This window comes from Labrys sp. HAY1-8F (genome assembly GCF_056754975.1).
Genome location: NZ_JBPGWZ010000001.1, coordinates 673,788 through 694,771 on the forward strand (window position 1 = coordinate 673,788; position 20,984 = coordinate 694,771).

A 20,984-nucleotide genomic window follows, 5' to 3' on the forward strand; every position below is an offset into this window, starting at 1 on the left:
CTGCCCTTGAGGAGCCTCCCTCAGTCGAAGGTGCCGACATGGAGTGGCCTCATTCGTCACTACCAGCACAGGCCCGGGGTCAGGAAGGGCCTCCTCGCGAGACGTCTAAAGTATTATGCTCCAGCCAATATCATCGCGAATGAACTCCTTCTTTTCGGTATGATGCAAGCGGAGGTTGCTGTTTTTGCCTTCTTTACTTCAAGCTGGACTTGGCAATCTTGGGGCATTCATGCACAATAATAATGTGTACCGGTAGCGTGCCTGCGGATTTTCATCACCGGTCGCAAGGCGGCAAGTATTCGACCAGCTACACAGGCGATGGGCTATCAGCCCCGGGAGACGGTCAAATGCTGGAAGTCATGGCTTTTGAGACGTTGCATGATCTGCGCAGAGCCAAGACGGTCGATGAGGTGAAATCGACGTTTGGTTTAGCGCTACAGAATTTCGGATCCCATTCCTTTGTCATTTGTGACATTCCGGCAGGCGCACCGCCTGGTGTTCGCGAACTGCACGCCTCCAACTGGTCCGAGGCATGGCAGCAGCGCTATGTGGAGCGCGATTATGCCATGCATGATCCGATACCCAACAATGTCGGCCGGCAGATCAACCCCTATTACTGGCATGAGGCCGCCGAGGCGTTCAAAGACAACTCGATCGCAAACCGGATCATGGCCGAGGCCCGTTCGGATTTCGGCATGGGCGACGGCTTCTGCGTTCCCATTCATGGCCTCACCTCCGTCGCGGGGCTGATCTCGATTTCGACACCGGAAAAGAACTGGATTCTGTCCGAGGAAGAGAATGCCGCGATCCACATGATCAGCATCTATGCCTACGAAGCCATTCGGCGCTTGCGAACGACGCGTCCTTCCGGCGGTGGCGGACCTGTTCTCTCGGCTCGCGAGACCGAATGTCTGCGCTGGACTGCGGAAGGTAAGACGGCGTGGGAGATCAGTTGCATCCTGGGAATATCCGAAGAAACGGCAACAAAATACCTCAAGAATGTTGCCAAAAAACTCGGAACCCGAACCAAAGCCCATACAGTTTCAAGAGCATATAGACTACATTTGCTACAATGACACTGCCCCATTTTTGGGGTATTGCAATACTGTACCATGGCGGCAAGTCTCTCCGGACAAATGGAGAGGTTCTGCTATGTTACACATTATCAAGGGATTTGATTCCTCTAAGCAATTTGAGTTGGAACTGGCTTTCCGTTTTCGGAACGAAGCGTTTGTCGAAGAAGCCGGCTGGGAAAATCTGCGCCGGCCTGATCGCAGGGAAATCGATCAATTCGATACCGACGACACCATCCACATCCTGGCCATGAAGGATGAGCAGGTTCAGGCCTATAGCCGGCTCAACCCGACGATCAAGCCTCATGTTCTGTCCGAGGTCTATCCCGGCCTGGCTTCGCGGGGACTGATCCGAGACCCCAGGGCCTGGGAGTGGAGCCGCATGGGCACGGCGAAGCGGGCGCGCGGCGCCGGTCGAGGCTGGAACGGCCCGATTGGTCTGTTGCTGCGGAGCGTGGCCTATGTCGCCTTGAAGTTCGATATCCAGACCCTGGTCTGGCAGGCCCATCCGGGCTGGATTACCAGAGCGAGTGAACTTGGTTTCGACCCCTTCCCGATGGGGCTGCCAAAGACCATTGCGGGTGAGCCCGTCATCGCGGCCCATATGGCTGTCAATCTCGGCGTCTTTGTCCGGATGGACGCTCTGAATTTGCCGCGCACCGGGCTGGCGGATCCCGCGCCATGCGAGTGGAGCGACCTGATTACGCCGATGCAGCAGATTCACGCTTGAACGGGGTCCGAACTGGTTCGCCGCGAACCCACCTATCGTCGCTGCGAGCTCTCTCCCGCCCGACTTCGCACCACTATGCAGAAGAACAGGTTCGCGCCATCTCACATTCTCTTCGAAATTTCTTGCCGGCTCCTCATTCAAAATCTCGATAATCTTTCATCTCAAGAGTTGCGCCATGTCCATGCAATCCAGCGCTACGGGCTTGCTTACCTATCAACAGGTGGTGAAGGGCCTCGAAGACATCGTCAGGCACTGCACGGATCGTGCCGCCGTGCACGCGGCCGTCGCGGTTCTCCAGGAGATGGGGAAGATCGACGCTCCCCAGCCCAGAACCTATGTGGTGGACATCTTTCACGCCACGGATACGATCGAAGACGAAGCCGTTTGCTTCAGCTCCGACCCCGGTGCCCGTTACGGGCCGTGCGACGCCTGGTACAATTACGAGATTGCCAAGAAATACGCGATGACCGGCACGCTCGAACTGATCGGCCGTAAACCCGCCGATGTCCTCAAGGAGGCCCGCCTCTACACGCAGCACGGCGAGTATAGGGACATTCGGCCAATGGCGCGCGCGACGACCACCGGCGACATCATCGTGGTCTCCGACGCCATGACGGAATTGCAACTGCTGATCGCCGTGGTCGATCGCAAGGGCTTTTTCGATTTGCGGGAAACCAAGTTCCACTAACCCGACCTCCCTGCCCGCTCGTCGCCGGACCACCCGTCACAGGCGGAAGCCCACCTGTCGGTCATCGCTCCCTGCCTCACGGCAAGCCGGCTCATCACGCACAAAAACTAAGCTCTTGCGCTAAGTGTTAAAGACTGATAGTTAGCTCCGAGGATAATTGATTGTCTCCGGCCTCGGCCCGGACAGCAGCTGCAATAAAACCGCGAGAGGTGATGTGATGAAGCTGGTATTGATGGAATTTCTGTCTCTCGATGGTGTCTATCAGGGCCCGGGAGGCCCTGACGAGGACACGACGGACGGTTTTGTCCGTGGCGGCTGGTTCGTCCCCTTCATCGATGATGCCCTGATGCGCTCGGTAACCGACTGGGTCTCCGAAGCCGATGGCTTCCTGTTCGGCCGCCGCACCTATGAAAGCTTCGCGCGCGATTGGCCGAAGATGGACGATCCCAATGATCCCGTGGCCAGCAAGTTGAACGGCGCTCCGAAATATGTGGCCTCGAACACACTCGAGCAGGCCACATGGGCGCCTTCGACCATCCTGTCGGGCGACATTCTCGGCGGCGTCGCCGCGTTGAAGGCAAAGGCCGGCCGCGAACTCCAGATCCATGGCAGCGGCCGGCTCGCCTATTCGCTGCTGGCGGCTGGATTGGTGGATGAATTCAGGCTCATGGTCGCTCCCGTCGTGCTGGGACAGGGCCGCAGGCTCTTCAAGGAAGGCGGGCAGCCTCTCGGGTTCAAGCCTGTGAAGACCGAAGTGACGCCAGCCGGCCTCTCGATCCAAGTCTATCAGAAAGGCGAATCCCCCACATTCGCAACATACAGTCCGTCGTGACGAATGGGGCAAGCTGCGCCCTTGCCATGCCCGCGGCATCGCTGGGCGGGAGACCGCGAAATGCCGCGATATCACCATCACGGCGAAACAAATGGAAATCGCAGGTTAAGGCAGTGCGCGCATGGTGACGGCCTCTTTCACCGGAGCAAAGCCGATGCTCGAAAGTGTGCTGCTTGCCTTGCTGTTCTCCTTCTTGACCTACTATCTCACCTTCGACCTCTAACAAGGGATGTCGATGCGCCTGTCGGTCAATGCCCCGCTTCAGCCAGGATCGGATAGAGCGAGGCGACCAGTGCCAACGCCATGGCGATGTTGAAAAGACGCAGCCGTAGAGGTTTCGACAGGAAACCGCGCAAAGCGGTTCCCGCTGCCGCCCAGACCAAGAGGCAGGGTGCATTAACCAGAACGTAGATGGCCGCCACCACCAGGACATTGCCGAAGAAGCCACTGGCCGGCGTATAGGTGGCAATGGCGCCGATAGCCATGATCCAGGCCTTCGGATTGATCCACTGGAAGGCCGCTGCTTGGAAAAAGGTCATCGGGCGATCCTGGCCGCCTTCGGAATCCGGCCTGCCTGCCTTGGCAATCTTCCAGGCAAGGTAGAGGAGATAGGTCGCACCGCCATAGCGCAACAGCGTGTGCAGGAGCGGAAAGACCGTGAACAGGCCGCCTATGCCGAAACCGGCGGCGAGCACGAGGACACAGAAACCGAGATTGATGCCGAGAAGATGAGGCATGGTGGCCTTGAGACCGTAATTGGCTCCGGAGGCCAGCAGCATCGTATTGTTCGGGCCGGGCGTGATCGAGGTGACGAAGGCATAGATGACGAAGGCGATAAGCAGGTCGGGTGTCATGGGAAGTCGGGTGTCATGGGAGGTGGCCGCTCCGTAGAGAATTGACGGGATCATAGCGGCGTGACACTATTTTGAAATATGCAATAGTGTCATGTGACACAATTGATGGTCCTGCCGTGAAGCTCGCATCTCCCTGGGTACCGCGTTTGGCACAAGGTGGTGGGCCACCTTTCGAGCGGCTTGCCGCAGCGCTTGCCGACGACATTGCCGCCGGCCTGATCTGCGCCGGCGACCGTCTGCCGGCCCATCGCGACCTTGCCTGGCGTCTCGGCGTTGGCGTCGGCACCGTCACCAAGGCCTATGCCAGGCTGGAGCAGCGCGGCCTGGTGAGATCACTCCATGGCCGCGGCATGTTCGTGGCCGGTTCCTCGGCCGCGGCGGCCGGCGCAATCGACCTCGGCATCAACGCCCCTCCGCAGATGCTGAGCGACAGGCTGCTACAGGCCACACTGTCGACACTGGCAAAGCGCCTCGATGCCGGCACCTTCGGAGCCTATTCCCATCCCGCAGGCCGCCCGGAGCATCGGCGCCTGATGGCGCGCTGGCTGGCCAGATGGGGCTTTGAGGCCAGGCCGGACTGTATCGTGCTGAGCCATGGCGCCCAGCACGCTCTCTATATTGCGATGGCCATCGCCTGCCCGCCGGGAACGATCTTGCTGACCGAGGCGCTGACTTATCCGGGGGCGTTGCTGGCGGCAGGGCAGGCCGGCCTCGAGACCGTCGGTCTCGCGATGGACGAGGAAGGACTCACGCCCGACGCCCTGGCCGAAGCACTCGGCTCCGAGCGCGGCCGGCATCGGGTGCTCTATGTGACCCCGACCCTGCACAATCCAACAACGGCGACGATGGGCGCCGAACGCCGCCAGACTTTGGTCCGCCTATGCCGAGCCCACGACGTCGCCATCATCGAGGACGACGTCTACGGCATTTTCGCGCCCGCAGGCGTCTGTCCCCTGGCGTCCCTTGCGCCCGAACGTACCTTCCATGTCACCGGCCTCTCCAAGACGTTGAGTCCCGGGCTTCGCATGGGCGCGCTCGTCGTCCCGCCCGATCGCATGGCCGAGGCGGAGGCACGGCTGCAGGCGAGCAGCACCATGGCGTCGGCACTCCTGGCCGAAATCATGGAGATGTGGCTGGTGGACGGGACAGCGGAAGCGGTTGCGGCGTCGGTCCGCGCGGACGCGGCCCGACGCTCGGCGCTCGCCACCGAACGCTTGCCCAAGCATGCGTCACTGAAGGTCAATGGCGGTTTTCATGCCTGGCTGCCGATGCCGGCCGAGGCGGCAGACCGTTTCGTCGCTCGCGCCGCCCTGCACGGGGTCGCTCTGATGCCGGCGCGCGCAGCAATGGCCGATCCCGCCGCTTTGCAGGGCGGCGTGCGGATAAGCCTCGGCGCTCCGGCAATCGATCAGCTCGATCAGGCTCTTGGCATTCTCGCCGATCTGTTGGTGTCCAACCGGCCGGTGCTCGTCTGAGCAAACAAGCGTTCAGTCCTGAATGCGCTTTGCTCTAGAGGGCCGGCGGACGGCCCTGACTTTTCCGCTGGCACCACCTCCGCAGAAGAAGCGATCGCCCCCATCGGATTCGAGCCCGGAGACGACCAGGCCGGCCGGCATCTCGATGCTGTCGAGAACCTTGCCGGTAGCCGGATCGATATGCCGCAATTCGCTCTCGTCATTTTCCAAGGTGGCGTGCCAAAGCTCCCCATCCACCCAGGTCACACCAGTGACGAAACGGTTGGATTCGATGGTGCGTAGCGTGGCGCCGGTCTCAGGATCGATCTGGTGAATCTTGCGGTCCTGGTATTGGCCGACCCAAAGGGCGCCTTCCGCCCAGGCCAGGCCTGAATCCTTGCCGCCGCCGGGCGCTGGAATGGTGGCGAGCACCTTGCCGGTGGCCGGATCGATCTTCTGGATGCGATCCTCCGCGATCTGAAACAGATGCCGGCCGTCAAAGGCGGTGCCGGCATGCGCGGCGACATCGAGAAACCTCACCGTCTTGCCACTGTCGGGATCGAGTGCGTTCAGCTTGTCGCCGGACGCAAACCAGACGTTGTCACCATCGAAGCTGACCCCGTGCACGGCCTCGACACCGGCAAAAGGGCCATATTCGCGAAGGATTTCTGCTGATGTCCGTTTCATCGGGCGACCCTAACTTCATGGCAAAGGCGCGGGGAGTAACAAGGTTGTCGCGAAACTCGGCACGGGCGGCGTCACCCAGCGGCGTGCCCGGCCGCGGCCGAAGAACTGCACTTTGGCGGCCAAGGCGAGCTCGTCGAGGGCGCGCTGCACCGTACGCTGGCTGGCACCGAGCGCAAGCGCTAGAGCCGAGCTCGACCAGGCTTCGCCATCGGAGAGGAACGCCAGCACCGCTGCATATTTCTCTTCGACCGGCCGGGCCAGTACCAGGACGTCGCCGGCACGGCGAGGGACCAGGGCAAAGCCGCGCCGGGTCGCGTTGACGGCGGCCATTCCCCGCAAGATCGCGCGCAGGCGGCCCATCTCGACCCGAAGCCGGGCGCGATGGGACTCGTCGGCCGATTTGGCTCCGAAGGCGCGCGCCACCAGTTCGTCGCGCGTCACATCGCCGGGCCAGGCCTCGCCCAACGCCCTGACAAGGGCAAACAGCACCGGCCGTCTGGCGAGCGAAGCCCCCTTCTCTGCATCGCGCACGACATGACGGCAGGCATCGACCAGGAAGGCTTTCGATGTCTGCAAAGCCTCGACTTCATCGAGCAGCACGGGGCGTTCGCAGCAGCCGGTGATCAGGCGCGCGGCCGGTGTGTCCAGAATCCGCATGGCGCTTTCGACCTCCGCCGCCAATGCCGGGATCCCGGCCTGGCGTGCGGCCAGCTTGGCCCGGGTCAGCGCCGCACGGGCCTGGCGGGTCCGCAGCCTGCGCATCGCAATGCCGGCAACCACCAGGTCATGCGCCGTCCTCAAGGCCGGCGGCAGCGGCGCGGGATCGAAATTGGCAAGCTCTGCCTCGGCGGCGTCCAGGCGCCCGATCAGCAGCAGGCGCCGAGCTTCGAGATATCTGGCATGTGCGGCATTCACCCAGTCGCCATGCTGTTCCAGTGTCATGCGCGCCGCATGAAGGGTCTTGGCGGGCCAGCCTAGATCGCGCGAGACGAAGGCGATCTCCGCCTCGGCGACAACGCATCTTGCGCGCGCCACCGCTTGCCTGGTGCCGAAGGCACGGCCCGCGCTTCGGATCAGTGTCCGAGCGCGATCGAGGTCCCCGAGCTGCGCCATTGCGATGCCGCGCAGGGCCAATGCCGGCGCATCGTCGCGCAGGGCAACCCGGTTCAGGGCACCGAGCGGGTCGCCGGCGGCGAGCGCACGGGCCGCGGCCGTAATCAGCGAGTCCATTCGAATCCCGCCAAACTTGTCACTCCCACCATCCGACACTCCCGGACTAGCACGAAACACCGGATCGTATCGAGAACGCAGTGAGACCCGTCATGAGCCTCATTCACGCCAGCAGGATATGGAACAGCCCAGCGCATGACGGCGCCGGATGGATCTCCCGGCTTGCCTTTGTCGGCTGTCTGGGTCTCGCCTTCGCGCTGGGCACGGCGATCATGTTGGAATGGTCGCTGGCGATGGCCGGCATGGGTGAGATCCCGATGCCCGGCAACTGGACGATGTCGATGATGTGGCTGCCGATATGCGGGCAGAGCTGGCCCGGCTTGGCCCTATCCTTCCTCGCCATGTGGCTGGCCATGATGGCAGCCATGATGCTGCCGAGCCTGTCGCCCGTTCTATGGCGCCGTCGCGAGGCTCTGGTCGCGGCGGGAAAAAGCGTCCCGGCCATCTTATCGCCCTGATCGGCCTGGGTTATCTCTCGGTGTGGGCCTTGGTCGGCTGCCTTGTCTTCCTGTGCAACGCAACCTTCGCGGTAGCATGCGCCAAGCTGCCGGAGTTGTCGCGTACCGTACCGCTCGCCGCAGGCCTGATCGTTCTGTTGGCCGGCGCCTGGCAATTCACGCCATGGAAGGCCCACCAGCTCGCCTGCTGGCACGGTATGCCAACAAACAGAGTCGAGCGACCGGCGCACGCGGCCTTGCTGGACGGCTTGCGGCTGGGGGCCCATTGCAGCCTGAACTCCGTCGGCCTGACCACGATCCTTCTGATGACCGGGATGATGGATCTGCGCATCATGGCAGCCGTCACGGCGGCCATCAGCTTCGAGCGTCTCGCACCGAACGGTCCACTCGCCGCGCGGCTGATCGGAGGCGTAATCATCGCCGCCGCCCTTATCCTGATCGTCAAAGCGCTTTGCGATTAGAGCGTCGTTCTGAAAAGTGGATGCTGGTTTTCGGCAAAAACGATGCGACGACAATAACCTATAGCGTCGATAAGTGCGAAGACGCGCTATGGTTTCAAGGCTCGCCTGTTTCAGGTCCCGCGGCGTGCGGTGAAAGCGGGCGGATCGCTGGCAGGGAACGACTCGTCGCTCGCTTCGTCGACCTCGTCCCAAGGATCGGCAGGCTGCATCGCCATATTCCGGCGCCTACCGGCGGCTGCCGCGCCGTGCGCATTAAGCACCTCGAGTTTCCGGCGCAGTCGATGATTGTCATCCAGAAGCCTGGCAATGGTGATCAGTCCCGCAAATGAAGCCAGAAGGCCAAGGCCACGCATATCGTCCTCCCCTTTTCAAGCCGCAGACCCCGCCCAATCGCCGTGGCCTTGATGTCCAAACGCATTGCTGCTGAACCTGCTAACCGGCCCCGTGGTTCCCGCCGGCTGACCCTGTGGCTCTGCTCCAATTCGTCGCAGGCCAGAAACCTTTGCTGTTGGCGGTGGTTCTCGCCATCGACAATCATCAAGGTACGGATCCGATGCAAGCTTATGACGTGCGCGCGCTTTTCTCATTTGCCGACAGAGCCAGTCGGCTGAGCGGCAGCGATCCATCGCTCGATCGCGACATCTGCCTGAGCCTTCGTTATCTCGATGGTCGCATGTTCGCCGATTGGCTGGTCGTCCTGCCTGACCATCGCCTGTCTTCAGCCAATGGTTCGCATCGTGCCGAGCCTGACGCGCTCACAGCCTCCGTCGATGCCGTCGAAAGACTTCGGCAATGCCTGCTGCCCGGCAGCCGGTTGAGTGTCCGGTCGCTCGATGGCGGCCTGGAACAGTTTCAATGCCAGGTACGATATAGTTTAGACGCAGATGAAACCAGCAAGGCGGTCGTCGCCGGCTCGGAGCCTTGCGCCCGGCTGGCTGCTCTCCTTCATGCCTTTGCCAATTCGACCCTGGGTTGGCCAAATCTTGCAAGCGAACCGGCCAGGCTGCGCTTTGCCTTGGTCGACAAGTAAGCACACCTGGCCGAAAACTGTTTCAAAACAGCGTGTCGATGCTTGCTCGACACGCAAACATCAACGGCGTTCGCTTCCGAGCAGGGTGGCGCCGACCAGAAGCCCTATTACGAACCCGACAATGCCGGCTGAGGACAGGATCGTCGCGGCGGTGCCTGGGTGTTCCCTCGCCGCATCGGTCACGGCGTGCGCTTGCTCGCGTGCCTGCTGGAAGGAAGCTCGCGTCTGTCCCTTGGCACGATCCACGGCCTCCGAGGCCGCCTCGCGCGTGCGCTCCAATGTTTCGGCGCCACGGTCCGCGATGGATTTGCCAAGTGCGCCGATTTCCTTTCTGAGTTCGGTAATCTGCTTTTCCAGTTCCTTGCGCACATCGTCCGAGGAAATCGAGTCGGCCATCATGTTCTCCGTTCTGGTGATCCGTGACGGCGGTGGCTCGCAGCCTGCACCGCACCGAACTATAACGCCCGACCTGGCGCCATGTTCCCGTCTTGCCGCCGACGCACGAAAAAGGCTCCCCTTGGGGAGCCTTGGAGCATTTTGAGATTTGACGCGGTTCAACTGGAATTGCGGTCGGTACGACCGTTGAGGGAAATCCCCGCGATCAGTTGAACAGATCCTGGGTCAGGATCGCCACTTCCGTGCGATTGCGCGCCTTGATCTTGCGCATGATGTTGCGGATATGGATCTTCACCGTGCTCTCGCTCATCTCGAGCTTGTAGGCGATGATCTTGTTGGACTCGCCGCGGCGCAAGTGGTCGATGACGTCGATCTGCCTTTGGGTAAGAACCTGGCGGAATGGCCCCTTCTCCGCAGCCGGCATGGGAGCTGTCTGCGCAGCCAGGAGGCTCGTAACAGGCACGAACCTCTCCCCGGCCTGGACCAGACGAATGGCAGCCGCCGCCATATCCAGATTGAAGGTCATACCGACAAAACCACGGGCGCCTTGCTCCAGGGTACGGCGAACCAAAGCGGGATTCTCGGCATCGGAGAGTACGATGATCTGGCTATCGGGAGCCTTGGCTTGCAGCTTGGCAATGTCGTCGCAGATGGCGCGTTCCGTCGCCCAGTCGCCAGTTGAGCACAGCAGTACGGTGACGGGAGCGGCTGGGTCCAACGGGCGCCATTCGTCTACCGATCCGTAGCCGCTCATCGTGCAGTTCAATTCGGAATCGGCGAGGCAGCGCGCCAAACAGTCTCGGATCAGCGTTGCCGCGCTGATGATGACGACCGGGATTGTTGCAATCCGAGGCGTGATGGAGGGCGTGGCAATGGGTGCCGTCGGTCGCACTGCGTCATCGCGCAGTCTCGGCGAGCGATCAAACATGTCGACGCTCCTGTAGGCGTCGGAAAGAACAGCAGTACCCATTACCATATTACCTTATATCAGACCGCCCCTATTCAGCAGGCCTACAAACTGCGTGAAGCGATAGAGGTATCTCCCGGCGGCGTATGTGCGATTTCGCACATACGCCATGGCGTGGCGCCCAACGGACGATGGCGAATCCGGTTGGCGGACAATGATCTGATGTACCCTGGAGGACCTTTACTCACGCTGGGATCGAGAACCCATTGCCGCCCGTGTAAGCAAGACCAATAAGAACTCTCGTTCTATATAGATCGGCACCCTCAGAGTTTATCAGAATAATATAAACGCCATACATTTATCTGAAATGTGTTCTCATTGAGAAATCAAAGTTAATTTGAAGGCAGCTGCCATAATTCTTATTTTAGGAAAATTTATATGGGAACAATTTTATCCTCTGATTGTTATACTGCTCATATCGGGAGTGCGTACACTCAACAATCGCGGAGAAAGACCATGACAAACAGGTTGATGAACTTGATTGGCGTATCTTTGGTGGCGCTATGGCTGCCAGCTGCTGCCCAGGCGCAAGGCGTGATGGGCGGAGCCCAGGAAGGGGCGGAACGCGGCAATGAGAACGCAGGGCCGATCGGTGGCATCGTCGGTGGCACGGTTGGCGCCGTGACGGGCGGTATCAACGGACTGCTGGGAATTCAGCAGCGCCCCCGCTTCCGCCAATATGTGATCGAGCGCCACGTTCCGTCCTACCGCTATGAGGAGCCCGTCAATGTGGGCGTCGTCCTGCCCGAGGACGGTATCGAATATTATGACGTGCCCGCGGACTATGGTGAAGTCCGCTACAAATATACGGTGATCAACGACGAGGTGGTGTTGGTCGATCCGGGCACCCGTCGGATCGTACAGGTTGTAGAATAGGGCTCGCTTGCGGCCGTGCCTCGCTTCGAACGGGCTCGCTGCAGAGTTGATTGAGAAATCTTCCGGCTGCGCGACACAGCAGCCGGAAGATCAGGGCTTCTGCTTCAGCAAGCGCGGACCAGGGCATGGCACTTCGGCACGCCTCTATCGCCATAAGAGTGGCGGATATAGGTTATGCACTACACCTGACAAAGCAGATCAGCTCGATAAGATATCGATACAGGAATATTATATATGTCATTGATATATAATACCTTTTGTAGAAATACAAGAAGAGGCCTGCCCTTTCCGCATAGGCACAAGATGCGCCAAACGGGTATGCGCGCTCGGTGCATGAGCGACCCAATTTAGCGTGGCCACCTCGTATAGGTCAGGTTATCGGCACAAGGTCATTCTTATCCTTAACTTCAACGAGCCAACCCATCGGAGTTCGTGTCAGGGCGCCTCTGACAGGACGCCCGCGCACGCCGTGACCGGGAACCGCTCCCACGTCCCTGCCATTCTCCGATCCCCTCACCCGCCGAAACGGGGCTCGGGAATGCCCCGAATGCCTAGATCATGGATGGCGAAGAGGCTGCCCCGCAACACGCCGTCGCCGGGGAAGCGCGGCAAAGGCGGCTTGGCCATCGAGGTCACATAGAGCACATCGAGATCGGGACCGCCGAACATCACGCTGGTGACCTTCTTGACCGGCATCTCGATCACCCGGTCGACCGAGCCGTCCGGCCGATAGCGCACCAGCTTGCCATCGTAGACCAAGGCATTCCACAGGCAGCCCTCGGCGTCCACCGTCGAGCCGTCGGCCGCACCACCACCCGATCCGTCGACCTTGGCGAAGGTCCGGCGGTTCGACACGCCGCCAGTGTCCTGGTCATAGTCATAGGCAGAGATCTCGCCGGACCACGTGTCGGTGAAATAGAAAATAGTACCGTCCGGGCTCCAGCACGGCCCGTTCGAGCAGATGATGCCGGAATCGAGCCTGGTGACCTTGAAATCCGTCGACAGGCTGTAGAGCGCCCCGTTCGGCCCTTCCTCCATCGTGTCCATCGAGCCGGCGATGAAGCGGCCGCGCTTGTCGACCTTGCCGTCATTGATGCGGTTGTTGGGCAGGTCGGGCTCGGGATCGTGGATGAGTTCGACGTCACCCGTCTTGAAGTCGAGAAGATGGAAGCCACGCGCCAGCGAGACGACGGCGCCCGAGCCGTCCTGGCGCAGCGCCATGGAGCCGATTTTCTGCGGCACGTCCCAGGCCCGGAGCTCCCTACCATCGGCAGTGGCACGGAAGACGCGGCCGTCGAAACTGTCGATCCAGTAGAGACGCTGCTGGTCGACGTCCCAAAGCGGGCCCTCCCCCAGGGTGGTCTTCACATCCAGCAAGACTTCGATACGCATGCTCGTTCCCTCTCCTTCAGCCGTTTTGTCGTCAGCCTTCCGGCTGGCAGCCCCGATTAAGTGCTCAGAAATTCACGGCATGGCCGCCTTTCAGGCTCAGTATTTCGCGGGCCTCGTCCGGGGTCGCCACGGCGAGGCCCAGCCCCTCGATGATCTGGCGGACCCTGGTGACCTGTTCCGCATTGGAGCGGGCGAGCACGCCGGGCCCGTTCCAGAGCGAGTTCCTCCAGCCCGACGCGGACGTTGCCGCCCATCGCAGCCGACATCGCCGCAATGTTGAACTGGTTGCGGCCCGCACCGAGGACGGACCAGCGATACTGGTCGCCGAACAAGCGATCTGCGGTGCGCTTCATGTGCTGGACGTCGTCGGGATGGCCGCCAATGCCACCCTGCAGGCCGAAGACGGTCTGGATGAAGAGCGGCGCCTTCACCAGGCCGCGATCGAAGAAATATTTTAGATTGTACAGGTGCGCCGTGTCGTAGCATTCAAACTCGAAACGGGTGTCGTTGCCCGCGCAGGTGGTCAGGATGTGCTCGATCTGCCCGAAGGTGTTGCGAAAGATGATGTCCTTGTTGGCGAGATAGGTTCGCTCCCACTCATGCTTGAGATCGGTGAAGCGATCGAGCATGCCGAACAGGCCGAAATTCATGGAACCAAGATTGAGCGAGGCGACCTCCGGCGCGAAGGTCGCCGCCGGTCGCACGCGCTCCTCGATGCTCATGGTCGGGGCACCGCCGGTGGTGAGGTTGATGACGCAGTTCGAGCGCTGCTTGATCTGGGGCAGGAACCTGGCAAAGGCCTCCGGCGTCTGGTCGGGCTCACCGGTCACGGGATTGCGGGCGTGGAGGTGCACGATCGCCGCGCCAGCCTCGGCGGCGCCGACCGCCGCATCGGCGATCTCTTCCGGCGTCACCGGCAGATGCGGCGACATCGAGGGCGTATGAATGGCGCCGGTTACGGCGCAAGTGATGATGACTTTATTGCGGGCCATGCCGTTTACTCACTTTCCGATGTCCTTGGCGGCCCTGCGCTTGTGCGCGCGCAGAGCCATCAGCTGGCGGTCGCGCCATTTCTGGCGCTCACCGAGCTTGTCGCGCGGTAGAAGGGCGCTGCGCTCCGCTTCGATGCGCTCCATCACGGGGCCAGCCCAATCGACGCGGTACTGCACCGACGGGAAGATGTTGGCGTAGATGCCTTGGTAGCGCTCGGCATAGTCGCGCACGCCCCCGGGCGCGTTGAGGTCGATCGTCTCGAAGGGCCCCATGAAGGACCAGCGCAAGGCCAGCCCGTCGCGCAGGCCTATATCGATGTCCTCGACGCTGGCGATATCGTCGGCGACCAGGCGGAACGCCTCTTCGAGCAGAGCACCCTGCAGGCGGTTCATGATGAAACCGTCGATCTCGCGCTTCATCACCAAAGGTGACTGGCCACAACTGCGCATGAAGTCGGCCGCCTTGCACATGGCCTCCTGCGAGGTCCAGGGCGAGGGGCAGACCTCCACCGCCTGTACCAGGTAGGGCGGATTGATCGGATGGCACACGAGGCAGCGCTGGCGGCCGGGAAGATGCTCCATGAAGGCGGAAGGCAGGATCGCCGAAGTCGAACTTGCCAGCACCGCCTTGGCGGGCGCCAGCCGGTCGAGATCGGCGAACAGAGTGCGCTTCAGCTCGACCTGTTCGGGCGCGTTCTCCTGGACGTGGTCGACGTCATCGAGCGCTACGGCAAGATCGGGCTCGATGCGGATGCGTGCCTTGACTTCGCGAGGTTCGGAACCGCCGAGAAGGTCATTTGCGGCAAGATCCGGCAACATCTCGTCGATGAAGGCCAAGGCTTTCGGCAAGGCGTCGGCGTCCTTGTCCCAGAGCCTGACCTCATGGCCGGCCCTTGCGAAGGTGATGGCCCAGGCGCGGCCGATGAAACCGGATCCGATGATGGCTGTCTTCATGGGAATGTTCCCGACTGAGAGGGGGGCGCTCACAGGGATTCGACGTTGCCGTCGACGCCCAGGGACTGGCCGGAGATGTTGATTCCGGCCGGTGACAACAGGAAGAGCACCATCGCAGCGACATCCTCCGGGCCGGTCATGCGGCGCAGCGAGATGCGGTCGAGATATTGCTTCTCCATCGCCTCATAGGGCACGCCGACCTGGGTGGCGCGATCGCGGATCACCCCTTCCATGCGCGGCCCGCGGATGATGCCGGGCAGGATGGCATTGACCCGGATACCGGAGGGTCCGAGTTCCTTGGCAAGGCTCTGGGTGAAGCCGATGACACCCCATTTGGCGGCCGAATACGGCGTGCGATAGGCATAGCCATAGCGCCCCGCCGCCGAGGACAGGTTGATGATGGCGCCATCGCCCGCCTGCTTGAGCAGGGGCACGCCGTGATGAGAACAGAGGAACTGCCCGGTGAGGCAGATATCGATGGTGCGGCGCCAATCGGCGGGCGAGATCTCCTCCACACCACCGGTCGGCCCGGCAATGCCGGCATTGTTGATGAGCGCATCGAGGCCCCCGAGCCCGGCTCGCACGTCGTCGAAGAGCCCAGCCACGGCCTCTTCGTCCGAGACGTCGCACAGGCTGGCGCCGTGTCCGGGATGAGCTGCCCTGAAATCGGCAAGATGCTGCTCGGCGACATCGCACACATGCACCCTGGCGCCATTGTCGATTAGGAGATCGGCAATGGCGCGGCCGATGCCGGAAGCTCCGGCTGTGATGAGAACGCGAAGGCCAGGTTTGAGGGCAATTCCGGTCATGGATATTTCCTTGATTTACAATGTTTTCAGGAATTTTTTTCACGCAATGTGATAACCGCGCAAAGCACCACTACCCCGTAGAGAATGGCGCGGGTCGCATAAGGGAGCGTGGTGCCGGCCAGCAGGGTCTGCAGGGCCGTCAGCAGCAGCACGCCGCCGATCATGCCGATATAGCGCCCTCGCCCGCCGGTGATCAGCGTTCCTCCAACCACGGCGACGGCGATGGACGGCAGCAGATAGTCATCGCCCATGCCCAGGCTCGCCTGGCCGGAGAAGCCGGCAAGGAGGCAGCCCACCAGGGCCGCGCAGCAGCCGGACAGCATATAGACCTTGACCGTGGTTGCGCCGACCGGCACGCCTGACAATTGGGCAGCGCGCGCGCCATTGCCGATGGCATAGACACGCCGGCCGAAGGCGGTCCGGCCGAGCAGGACGATGGCGAGGAACACGAACAGGACGACGAGAGGCACGATCGGCGTAACGCCCATCACCTGCCCGGTCATGATCCAGCGCAGCCCCGGGGCCGAAAAACCGTCGGGCGTCCCGCCGGAATAGACCAGCGCAAAGCCCTGCAGGATGCCGTTCATCGCCAATGTCATCACGATCGGCGACAAGCCGAGTGCAACGATGCCGAGGCCGTTCAACAGGCCGATGAACGTACCCATCGCCAGGGCCAGCGGCAGGGCATAGAGCATCGCACTATCCGATCCCTTCATCAGGCCGGCGCTGACGATGCCGCAGAACGCGATCGTCCACGGCAGGGAGAGGTCAAGGCCGCCGGTGAGGATCACGCTCCCCTGCCCAAGCGCGAGAATGGCCAGGAAGCTCGCGAGCACGATCAGTGAATTGTAGTAGCCCCACGACGCCAGCGTACTGCCGAGCACGAACTGGCTGACGATGAGGACGATCGCAAAGCAGACAAAGGCTGGAAGGACCGTGCGCAGATCCTCCTGGCGGCGGATCCAGAAGCTGGGACGGGCAATCTGAGATCGCGCGGCTTGAACCGGCTCGGCCGGCAGTCGCAACCGCGTTTCCGGCAGTGACAGCTGCCGCGGCAGGCGGCCCTGGCGCCAGGCCGCCAAGCGATGGCCGATCAGGCGCAGGGTGGTGGCGAGCACCGATGTGCGGGTGATCGAAGCGCCGAGCACCGCCAGGATCAGGATGGTGCCCTCGACGACGGAGGAATAGAAGGCCGGCACGTTGAGGACGAGCAGGATGTTGACCACCATCATCAGCACATAGGCGCCGAAGATGGTACCAACAGGCCCGCCGCGCCCGCCGCCCAGCAATGTACCGCCAACCACCACGGCCGCGAACATCTGCAGCAGCATGGGATTGCCGACCAGCGGGTCGCCCGAGCCGGTCTGCGCGCTGATGAACACGCCGGCCAGGCCGTAGAGCCCGCCGGCCAGCACATAGACAAAGAACTCGCACAGGCGGGTGTTGAGGCCCGCCGCCCGGGCCGCGTCCCGGTCAGAGCCGATCGCGTAGATCGCCTTGCCGAAGACGGTATTCTTGAGGAAAAGCCAGCCCAACACCAGGAGTACGAGCATGAGAACCGGTCCCGGCAGCCATTCGGGGATCGCGTCGGCCGTGAAGAAGGCCGTGAAGTCAGCGGGAAGCTGGCCGCCGGGCTTGTCCATCACCAGCAGCGTCACCCCCTGCAGGATGAACATCGTCGCGAGCGTCACGACGATCGGCTGCAGGCGCAGGAAGGCGATGAAGAAACCGTTGAACGCCCCCGCCGCCGCTCCGATGGCGATGCCGGCGCAGGACCACAAGAGGATGCTGGAAGGATCGTCCTGCATGTGGCTTGCCAGCGTGACGTTCACCAGCGAAACCACGGCAGCCGCCGACAGGTCGAACCCGCCCGACAACACCACGATAGTCTGGCCGATAGCAGCCGTCGCCAGCGTGGCTCCGCCCGTAGCAATGGTCGAGACATCGTAATAGTTGAGGGATCCGCTGACGAGGCGGATCAGCCCGAGGCAGGCCAGGAAGGCGGTGACTGCGATCAGCGCACCCCGATGGCGCGACCAGCGCAGGCCCGCGCGCTTGGCCCGCGACGGCTTGAGGGACATGTCGACGTGGGCCGCGCTCATGATGCCTCCCGGATCGTGGAAGCGCTGCCCAGCGTGGCGCGCAGAATGGCGTCTTCGGAAATCGCAGGGCCGGTGAGATCGGCCGCAACCTTGCCGCGATAGAGCACGAGGACGCGATGGGCGAGATGGTCGAGTTCGGCAATCTCGGTGGAATGGAACAGGACGGCGCCGCCGGCGGCGGCATATTGCTGGATCAAGGCATAGATCTCGTGCTTGGTGCCGACGTCGATGCCGCGGGTCGGGTCGAACAGCAGCAGCACGCGGCTTTGCGCGAACAGCCATTTTGCGATGGCGATCTTCTGCTGGTTGCCGCCGGAAAAGGACTTCACGCTGGTCCACAGCGCGCGCATCTGCACGTTGAGCCTGCCGAAGACCCTGGCGACATCCGCCTCCTCGCGGGTTTCGTCGATCAGGCCGAACCTTGTATAGCGCTCGATCACCGGCAGGGAGACATTGCGCTGCCCGTCGAGCTTGAGGAAAAGAGCTTCGGTCTTGCGGTCCTCGGGAACCAGGCTGATGCCGATACGCGCCTCGATGGCGTCACGGGGCGAGGTCAAGGTCACTGCCTGACCGTCAATTCGGATCTCGCCGCGATATTCCTCCATGCCGAACAGGGCCGAGAAGAGCTCGAGCTGGCCCATGCCCTGCAGGCCCGCGACGCCGAGGATCTCGCCCGCACGCAGATCGAGGCTGACCTCATCGAGCCTCTTATGGGTGCCAAGTCCTTTCACCGACAGCACGGGATCGCCGGTCAGCGACGGCACCGGCGGCTTGGGCGGAAAGGAACGACCCAGCTCTCTGCCCGCTATCATGCCGATCAGGTCCTCGTCGGCGACATCGGCAAGGCTGGCGGTAGCGATATGCTTGCCACCACGCAGGACCGTGACCCGATCGCAAAAGGCCCTCACCTCCGCCATGCGATGAGAGATGAACACCACCGTCACGCCGTCGCGCTTCAGCCCGTCGATCAGGCCGCCCAGCCAGTCGATGTCCCGGCCGGACAAGGTGGAAGTCGGCTCGTCGAGGAGGAGGATCCTGGGGCGGCGGAACAAGGCGCGGGCAATCTCGATCTTCTGGCGAATGTTGAGATCGAGATCGCGCAGGTCGGTATCGAGATCGATCGCCTCCAGGCCGAGCGCTTCCAGATGATCAATCACCTGCCGGCGCGCCTCCGAGCGGCGGATCTGGCCGAACAGGGTCGGCGGATAGGGCAACAGCATATTGTCCAGCACCGTCAGGTCCTTGACGATGGTGAGTTCCTGAAAAGCCGTCTGAATACCGAGCCGATGGGCTGCGCGCGGACTGCCGAGCACCGCCTGCTGGCCAAAGATCTCGAAATGGCCCGTCGTGGGCATGATCAGGCCGGACAGCAGCTTGACGAGCGTGGATTTGCCAGCGCCGTTTTCGCCCAGCAGTGCGTGGGCCTCGCCTGCCAGGACCTCGAAGGAGACGCCGTCGACGGCGATGGTCGGTCCGAAGGAGCGACTGATATCGCAGGCCGCAACCGCCGTTTTCGACAAGGCCGTCTGAACGGATATGGATGACATACGAGCCGGTCCCTGGAAATTGGTGTTGTCGGCAGCACCGGAGCCGGAATCGGTTCTGGTGCTGCAGATCTTTGATGCCGCATCGTTTTTGCCGAAAACCGGCGCCCCCTTTTCGGTACGATGCTCAAAGCAGTACAGGTGGGTCAGCAAGGATGGCGCAGACCCACGCCGCCGTCAGTTCTCGGGCTGGCCGACCAGCGCCGCCGACAGCCCTAGTTCGGGCGTCTCGGCCGAATAGATCGAGGCGAACCAGCCGGGATTGGAAACGAGAGAAGGCTTGAAGGCATTGCAGCCGGCCTTCATCTCCGCCCAACTGCCCTCCTGGCAAAGCTTGATCGTCTCGTTCGTCACGATTGGCAAAGGCAGCACCGTGTGCTTGGGGATGTCCTTGCCATCGAGTTTGGCGATGGCGAGCTTCAGGGCCAGGCCACCCGAATAAGGCGGTGAGGCATAGGAAATGCGGGGGGCGGCCATTGGTGTGTAGGTGCCGTTGGCGCCCTCGACCTCGGTGCCCACAGGCAGCATCTGGATGCGCCCGCCATTCGAGCCCTCACCGGCACAAGGCTTGAGCTTGTCGGGAGTAGCGCCGGCCTCGATCTGCATGGTGTTGGCGGTATAGCAGCCCACCTGCATCCACAGCCCGTCGATCTCGTCCCATTTGCGGGTGGCCATGATCTTGGATAATTCGGTGCGGGCCACCGCCTGGCTCCACATGCCGATGGCTTCGTTGACGATCTTGATGTCGGGATATTTGGCGAAGACTTCCTTGGCGGCCTTGGTGCGCAGCGTATCGACCGAGGTGCCGGGTACGCCGGTGATGGCGATGATGTTGCCCTTGCCGTTCAGTTTCTTGGCCAGCCATTCGGCCGTGACCCGCCCTGCCTCGCTCTGGTCGATCGTGACGTTGTAGGCGCAAGGTTCGGTGATCTCGCCATCATAGGCAATCACCACCACGCCCTTGCCGCAGGCATTCTTCACGGCTGCGTTCAAGGCAGTGGGGGAGATCGGGAAGACCACGATGGCCTTGGCGCCGGCCTGCACCATGGCGTTGATCTGCTGGATCTGGCGCTGGGCATTGGGGCCGGCGACCTGGACCTGGAGATCGACCTTATCGGCCAACTCCTTGCTGGCGGCCATGGCCTTGACCATGTTGGCGGCCTCGCCTTGCCAGTCATTGCCGATATAGCTCATCGACAGATAGATCTTGTATTTGTCCTTGGCCTCGGCCTGCCCGCCAAGGGCGCATAGGCCGAGCAGTCCCGCGCCCACCAGGGCAGCGCCGCGCTTTACCAATCCCATTCTTCCCTCCCTGTCAGCCCGCTTCGTTGCGGCGGGCACTTCGACTCGTTGATGAGCCAGCTTCTTTGAGCTACTTTTGATCATAAATCAAAGATCAGAAATTTTGCAAGCGCAGAGGACCGCTTTCTCCGGACGGCGAACCGACCTACAAGA

General features: G+C 62.1%; 21 protein-coding genes and 1 pseudogene. 10 read left to right on the forward strand and 12 right to left on the reverse strand.

The window, feature by feature from the left end; translation table 11 throughout:
• The first annotated feature begins 347 nt into the window (after window positions 1-347).
• The 4 genes from ACR9ZN_RS03100 (at window position 348) to ACR9ZN_RS03115 (ending at window position 3,323) form a co-directional block, all read left to right on the forward strand.
• Window positions 348-1,076: a LuxR family transcriptional regulator gene (locus ACR9ZN_RS03100; protein ID WP_434960794.1), complete on the forward strand. Its 729-nt coding sequence runs from the start codon at window positions 348-350 to the stop codon at window positions 1,074-1,076.
• Window positions 1,077-1,197: 121 nt separating this feature from the next.
• The gene (locus ACR9ZN_RS03105) at window positions 1,198-1,803 is read left to right on the forward strand and encodes an acyl-homoserine-lactone synthase (protein WP_481271329.1); all 606 of its coding nucleotides are present in this window, start codon (window positions 1,198-1,200) and stop codon (window positions 1,801-1,803) included.
• A 175-nt stretch (window positions 1,804-1,978) separates the two neighbouring features.
• Window positions 1,979-2,491: a hypothetical protein gene (locus ACR9ZN_RS03110; protein ID WP_454817960.1), complete on the forward strand. Its 513-nt coding sequence runs from the start codon at window positions 1,979-1,981 to the stop codon at window positions 2,489-2,491.
• A 232-nt stretch (window positions 2,492-2,723) separates the two neighbouring features.
• A complete protein-coding gene (locus tag ACR9ZN_RS03115) occupies window positions 2,724-3,323 on the forward strand; it encodes a dihydrofolate reductase family protein (RefSeq protein WP_441770748.1) in 600 nt (199 codons plus the stop codon).
• 248 nt (window positions 3,324-3,571) lie between these two features.
• Here the strand turns inward: ACR9ZN_RS03115 and ACR9ZN_RS03120 are convergent, their stop codons facing one another.
• Window positions 3,572-4,177: a LysE family translocator gene (locus ACR9ZN_RS03120; protein WP_441770747.1), complete on the reverse strand. Its 606-nt coding sequence runs from the start codon at window positions 4,175-4,177 to the stop codon at window positions 3,572-3,574.
• Window positions 4,178-4,293: 116 nt separating this feature from the next.
• Here ACR9ZN_RS03120 and ACR9ZN_RS03125 point away from each other — a divergent pair, with 116 nt between their 5' ends.
• Window positions 4,294-5,652, forward strand: a complete 1,359-nt coding sequence (locus tag ACR9ZN_RS03125) for an aminotransferase-like domain-containing protein (RefSeq protein ID WP_481271330.1) — start codon at window positions 4,294-4,296, stop codon at window positions 5,650-5,652.
• 12 nt (window positions 5,653-5,664) lie between these two features.
• Here ACR9ZN_RS03125 and ACR9ZN_RS03130 read toward each other — a convergent pair whose 3' ends face one another.
• Window positions 5,665-6,318 (reverse strand): Vgb family protein, encoded by a 654-nt coding sequence (locus ACR9ZN_RS03130; protein WP_454817954.1) that lies wholly within the window; start codon window positions 6,316-6,318, stop codon window positions 5,665-5,667.
• A 15-nt stretch (window positions 6,319-6,333) separates the two neighbouring features.
• On the reverse strand, window positions 6,334-7,548 hold the full coding sequence (locus tag ACR9ZN_RS03135) for a helix-turn-helix domain-containing protein (protein WP_481271331.1): 1,215 nt from the start codon (window positions 7,546-7,548) through the stop codon (window positions 6,334-6,336).
• Window positions 7,549-7,640: 92 nt separating this feature from the next.
• Here ACR9ZN_RS03135 and ACR9ZN_RS03140 point away from each other — a divergent pair, with 92 nt between their 5' ends.
• The 4 genes from ACR9ZN_RS03140 (at window position 7,641) to ACR9ZN_RS03155 (ending at window position 9,497) form a co-directional block, all read left to right on the forward strand.
• Window positions 7,641-8,006, forward strand: a complete 366-nt coding sequence (locus tag ACR9ZN_RS03140; RefSeq protein WP_481271332.1) for a hypothetical protein — start codon at window positions 7,641-7,643, stop codon at window positions 8,004-8,006.
• Window positions 7,943-8,467 carry a DUF2182 domain-containing protein gene (locus ACR9ZN_RS03145; protein WP_481271333.1) on the forward strand — a complete coding sequence of 175 codons (525 nt, stop codon included), beginning with the start codon at window positions 7,943-7,945 and terminating at the stop codon, window positions 8,465-8,467. Before ACR9ZN_RS03140 ends, ACR9ZN_RS03145 begins: the two co-directional genes overlap by 64 nt.
• A gap of 20 nt (window positions 8,468-8,487) precedes the next feature.
• Window positions 8,488-8,796, forward strand: a complete 309-nt coding sequence (locus tag ACR9ZN_RS03150; protein ID WP_481271334.1) for a hypothetical protein — start codon at window positions 8,488-8,490, stop codon at window positions 8,794-8,796.
• A 173-nt stretch (window positions 8,797-8,969) separates the two neighbouring features.
• Complete coding sequence (locus ACR9ZN_RS03155; RefSeq protein ID WP_481271335.1) at window positions 8,970-9,497, forward strand: hypothetical protein; 528 nt, start codon at window positions 8,970-8,972, stop codon at window positions 9,495-9,497.
• A gap of 60 nt (window positions 9,498-9,557) precedes the next feature.
• Here the strand turns inward: ACR9ZN_RS03155 and ACR9ZN_RS03160 are convergent, their stop codons facing one another.
• Window positions 9,558-9,896: an ElaB/YgaM/YqjD family protein gene (locus ACR9ZN_RS03160; RefSeq protein ID WP_454817946.1), complete on the reverse strand. Its 339-nt coding sequence runs from the start codon at window positions 9,894-9,896 to the stop codon at window positions 9,558-9,560.
• Window positions 9,897-10,098: 202 nt separating this feature from the next.
• Window positions 10,099-10,821, reverse strand: a complete 723-nt coding sequence (locus ACR9ZN_RS03165; protein WP_454817944.1) for a LuxR C-terminal-related transcriptional regulator — start codon at window positions 10,819-10,821, stop codon at window positions 10,099-10,101.
• Between the two features lie 495 nt (window positions 10,822-11,316).
• Between ACR9ZN_RS03165 and ACR9ZN_RS03170 the strand changes: the two genes are divergently transcribed.
• Window positions 11,317-11,736, forward strand: coding sequence for a DUF1236 domain-containing protein (locus ACR9ZN_RS03170; protein ID WP_434960781.1), 420 nt, complete (start codon window positions 11,317-11,319; stop codon window positions 11,734-11,736).
• A 513-nt stretch (window positions 11,737-12,249) separates the two neighbouring features.
• Here the strand turns inward: ACR9ZN_RS03170 and ACR9ZN_RS03175 are convergent.
• The 7 genes and pseudogenes from ACR9ZN_RS03175 to ACR9ZN_RS03205 form a co-directional block, all read right to left on the reverse strand.
• Window positions 12,250-13,128, reverse strand: a complete 879-nt coding sequence (locus ACR9ZN_RS03175; protein ID WP_454817942.1) for an SMP-30/gluconolactonase/LRE family protein — start codon at window positions 13,126-13,128, stop codon at window positions 12,250-12,252.
• Window positions 13,129-13,192: 64 nt separating this feature from the next.
• Window positions 13,193-14,120, reverse strand: a pseudogene (gene kce, locus ACR9ZN_RS03180) (3,5-dioxohexanoate:acetyl-CoA acetone transferase).
• Window positions 14,121-14,129: 9 nt separating this feature from the next.
• A complete protein-coding gene (locus ACR9ZN_RS03185; RefSeq protein WP_481271336.1) occupies window positions 14,130-15,074 on the reverse strand; it encodes a 3-hydroxyacyl-CoA dehydrogenase in 945 nt (314 codons plus the stop codon).
• Between the two features lie 29 nt (window positions 15,075-15,103).
• On the reverse strand, window positions 15,104-15,883 hold the full coding sequence (locus ACR9ZN_RS03190; protein WP_441770737.1) for an SDR family oxidoreductase: 780 nt from the start codon (window positions 15,881-15,883) through the stop codon (window positions 15,104-15,106).
• Window positions 15,884-15,909: 26 nt separating this feature from the next.
• The gene (locus ACR9ZN_RS03195; RefSeq protein ID WP_434960776.1) at window positions 15,910-17,985 is read right to left on the reverse strand and encodes an ABC transporter permease; all 2,076 of its coding nucleotides are present in this window, start codon (window positions 17,983-17,985) and stop codon (window positions 15,910-15,912) included.
• Window positions 17,982-19,532, reverse strand: a complete 1,551-nt coding sequence (locus ACR9ZN_RS03200) for a sugar ABC transporter ATP-binding protein (protein ID WP_434960775.1) — start codon at window positions 19,530-19,532, stop codon at window positions 17,982-17,984. The genes ACR9ZN_RS03195 and ACR9ZN_RS03200 overlap by 4 nt, the downstream gene beginning before the upstream one ends.
• 174 nt (window positions 19,533-19,706) lie before the next feature.
• Window positions 19,707-20,831: a sugar ABC transporter substrate-binding protein gene (locus ACR9ZN_RS03205; RefSeq protein WP_434960774.1), complete on the reverse strand. Its 1,125-nt coding sequence runs from the start codon at window positions 20,829-20,831 to the stop codon at window positions 19,707-19,709.
• Between the last annotated feature and the right edge of the window lie 153 nt (window positions 20,832-20,984).

Excerpts from the sequence above, each read along its gene's own strand:
- ACR9ZN_RS03120 (WP_441770747.1), bottom strand. The coding sequence starts at position 4,177 with ATGACACCCGACCTGCTTATCGCCTTCGTCATCTATGCCTTCGTCACC.
- ACR9ZN_RS03185 (WP_481271336.1), bottom strand. The coding sequence starts at position 15,074 with ATGAAGACAGCCATCATCGGATCCGGTTTCATCGGCCGCGCCTGGGCC.
- ACR9ZN_RS03110 (WP_454817960.1), top strand. The coding sequence starts at position 1,979 with ATGTCCATGCAATCCAGCGCTACGGGCTTGCTTACCTATCAACAGGTG.
- ACR9ZN_RS03175 (WP_454817942.1), bottom strand. The coding sequence starts at position 13,128 with ATGCGTATCGAAGTCTTGCTGGATGTGAAGACCACCCTGGGGGAGGGC.
- ACR9ZN_RS03140 (WP_481271332.1), top strand. The coding sequence starts at position 7,641 with ATGAGCCTCATTCACGCCAGCAGGATATGGAACAGCCCAGCGCATGAC.
- ACR9ZN_RS03190 (WP_441770737.1), bottom strand. The coding sequence starts at position 15,883 with ATGACCGGAATTGCCCTCAAACCTGGCCTTCGCGTTCTCATCACAGCC.
- ACR9ZN_RS03150 (WP_481271334.1), top strand. The coding sequence starts at position 8,488 with ATGCTGGTTTTCGGCAAAAACGATGCGACGACAATAACCTATAGCGTC.
- ACR9ZN_RS03135 (WP_481271331.1), bottom strand. The coding sequence starts at position 7,548 with ATGGACTCGCTGATTACGGCCGCGGCCCGTGCGCTCGCCGCCGGCGAC.
- ACR9ZN_RS03130 (WP_454817954.1), bottom strand. The coding sequence starts at position 6,318 with ATGAAACGGACATCAGCAGAAATCCTTCGCGAATATGGCCCTTTTGCC.
- ACR9ZN_RS03205 (WP_434960774.1), bottom strand. The coding sequence starts at position 20,831 with ATGGGATTGGTAAAGCGCGGCGCTGCCCTGGTGGGCGCGGGACTGCTC.
- ACR9ZN_RS03100 (WP_434960794.1), top strand. The coding sequence starts at position 348 with ATGCTGGAAGTCATGGCTTTTGAGACGTTGCATGATCTGCGCAGAGCC.
- ACR9ZN_RS03160 (WP_454817946.1), bottom strand. The coding sequence starts at position 9,896 with ATGATGGCCGACTCGATTTCCTCGGACGATGTGCGCAAGGAACTGGAA.
- ACR9ZN_RS03200 (WP_434960775.1), bottom strand. The coding sequence starts at position 19,532 with ATGTCATCCATATCCGTTCAGACGGCCTTGTCGAAAACGGCGGTTGCG.
- ACR9ZN_RS03165 (WP_454817944.1), bottom strand. The coding sequence starts at position 10,821 with ATGTTTGATCGCTCGCCGAGACTGCGCGATGACGCAGTGCGACCGACG.
- ACR9ZN_RS03170 (WP_434960781.1), top strand. The coding sequence starts at position 11,317 with ATGACAAACAGGTTGATGAACTTGATTGGCGTATCTTTGGTGGCGCTA.
- ACR9ZN_RS03145 (WP_481271333.1), top strand. The coding sequence starts at position 7,943 with ATGGCGCCGTCGCGAGGCTCTGGTCGCGGCGGGAAAAAGCGTCCCGGC.
- ACR9ZN_RS03115 (WP_441770748.1), top strand. The coding sequence starts at position 2,724 with ATGGAATTTCTGTCTCTCGATGGTGTCTATCAGGGCCCGGGAGGCCCT.
- ACR9ZN_RS03195 (WP_434960776.1), bottom strand. The coding sequence starts at position 17,985 with ATGAGCGCGGCCCACGTCGACATGTCCCTCAAGCCGTCGCGGGCCAAG.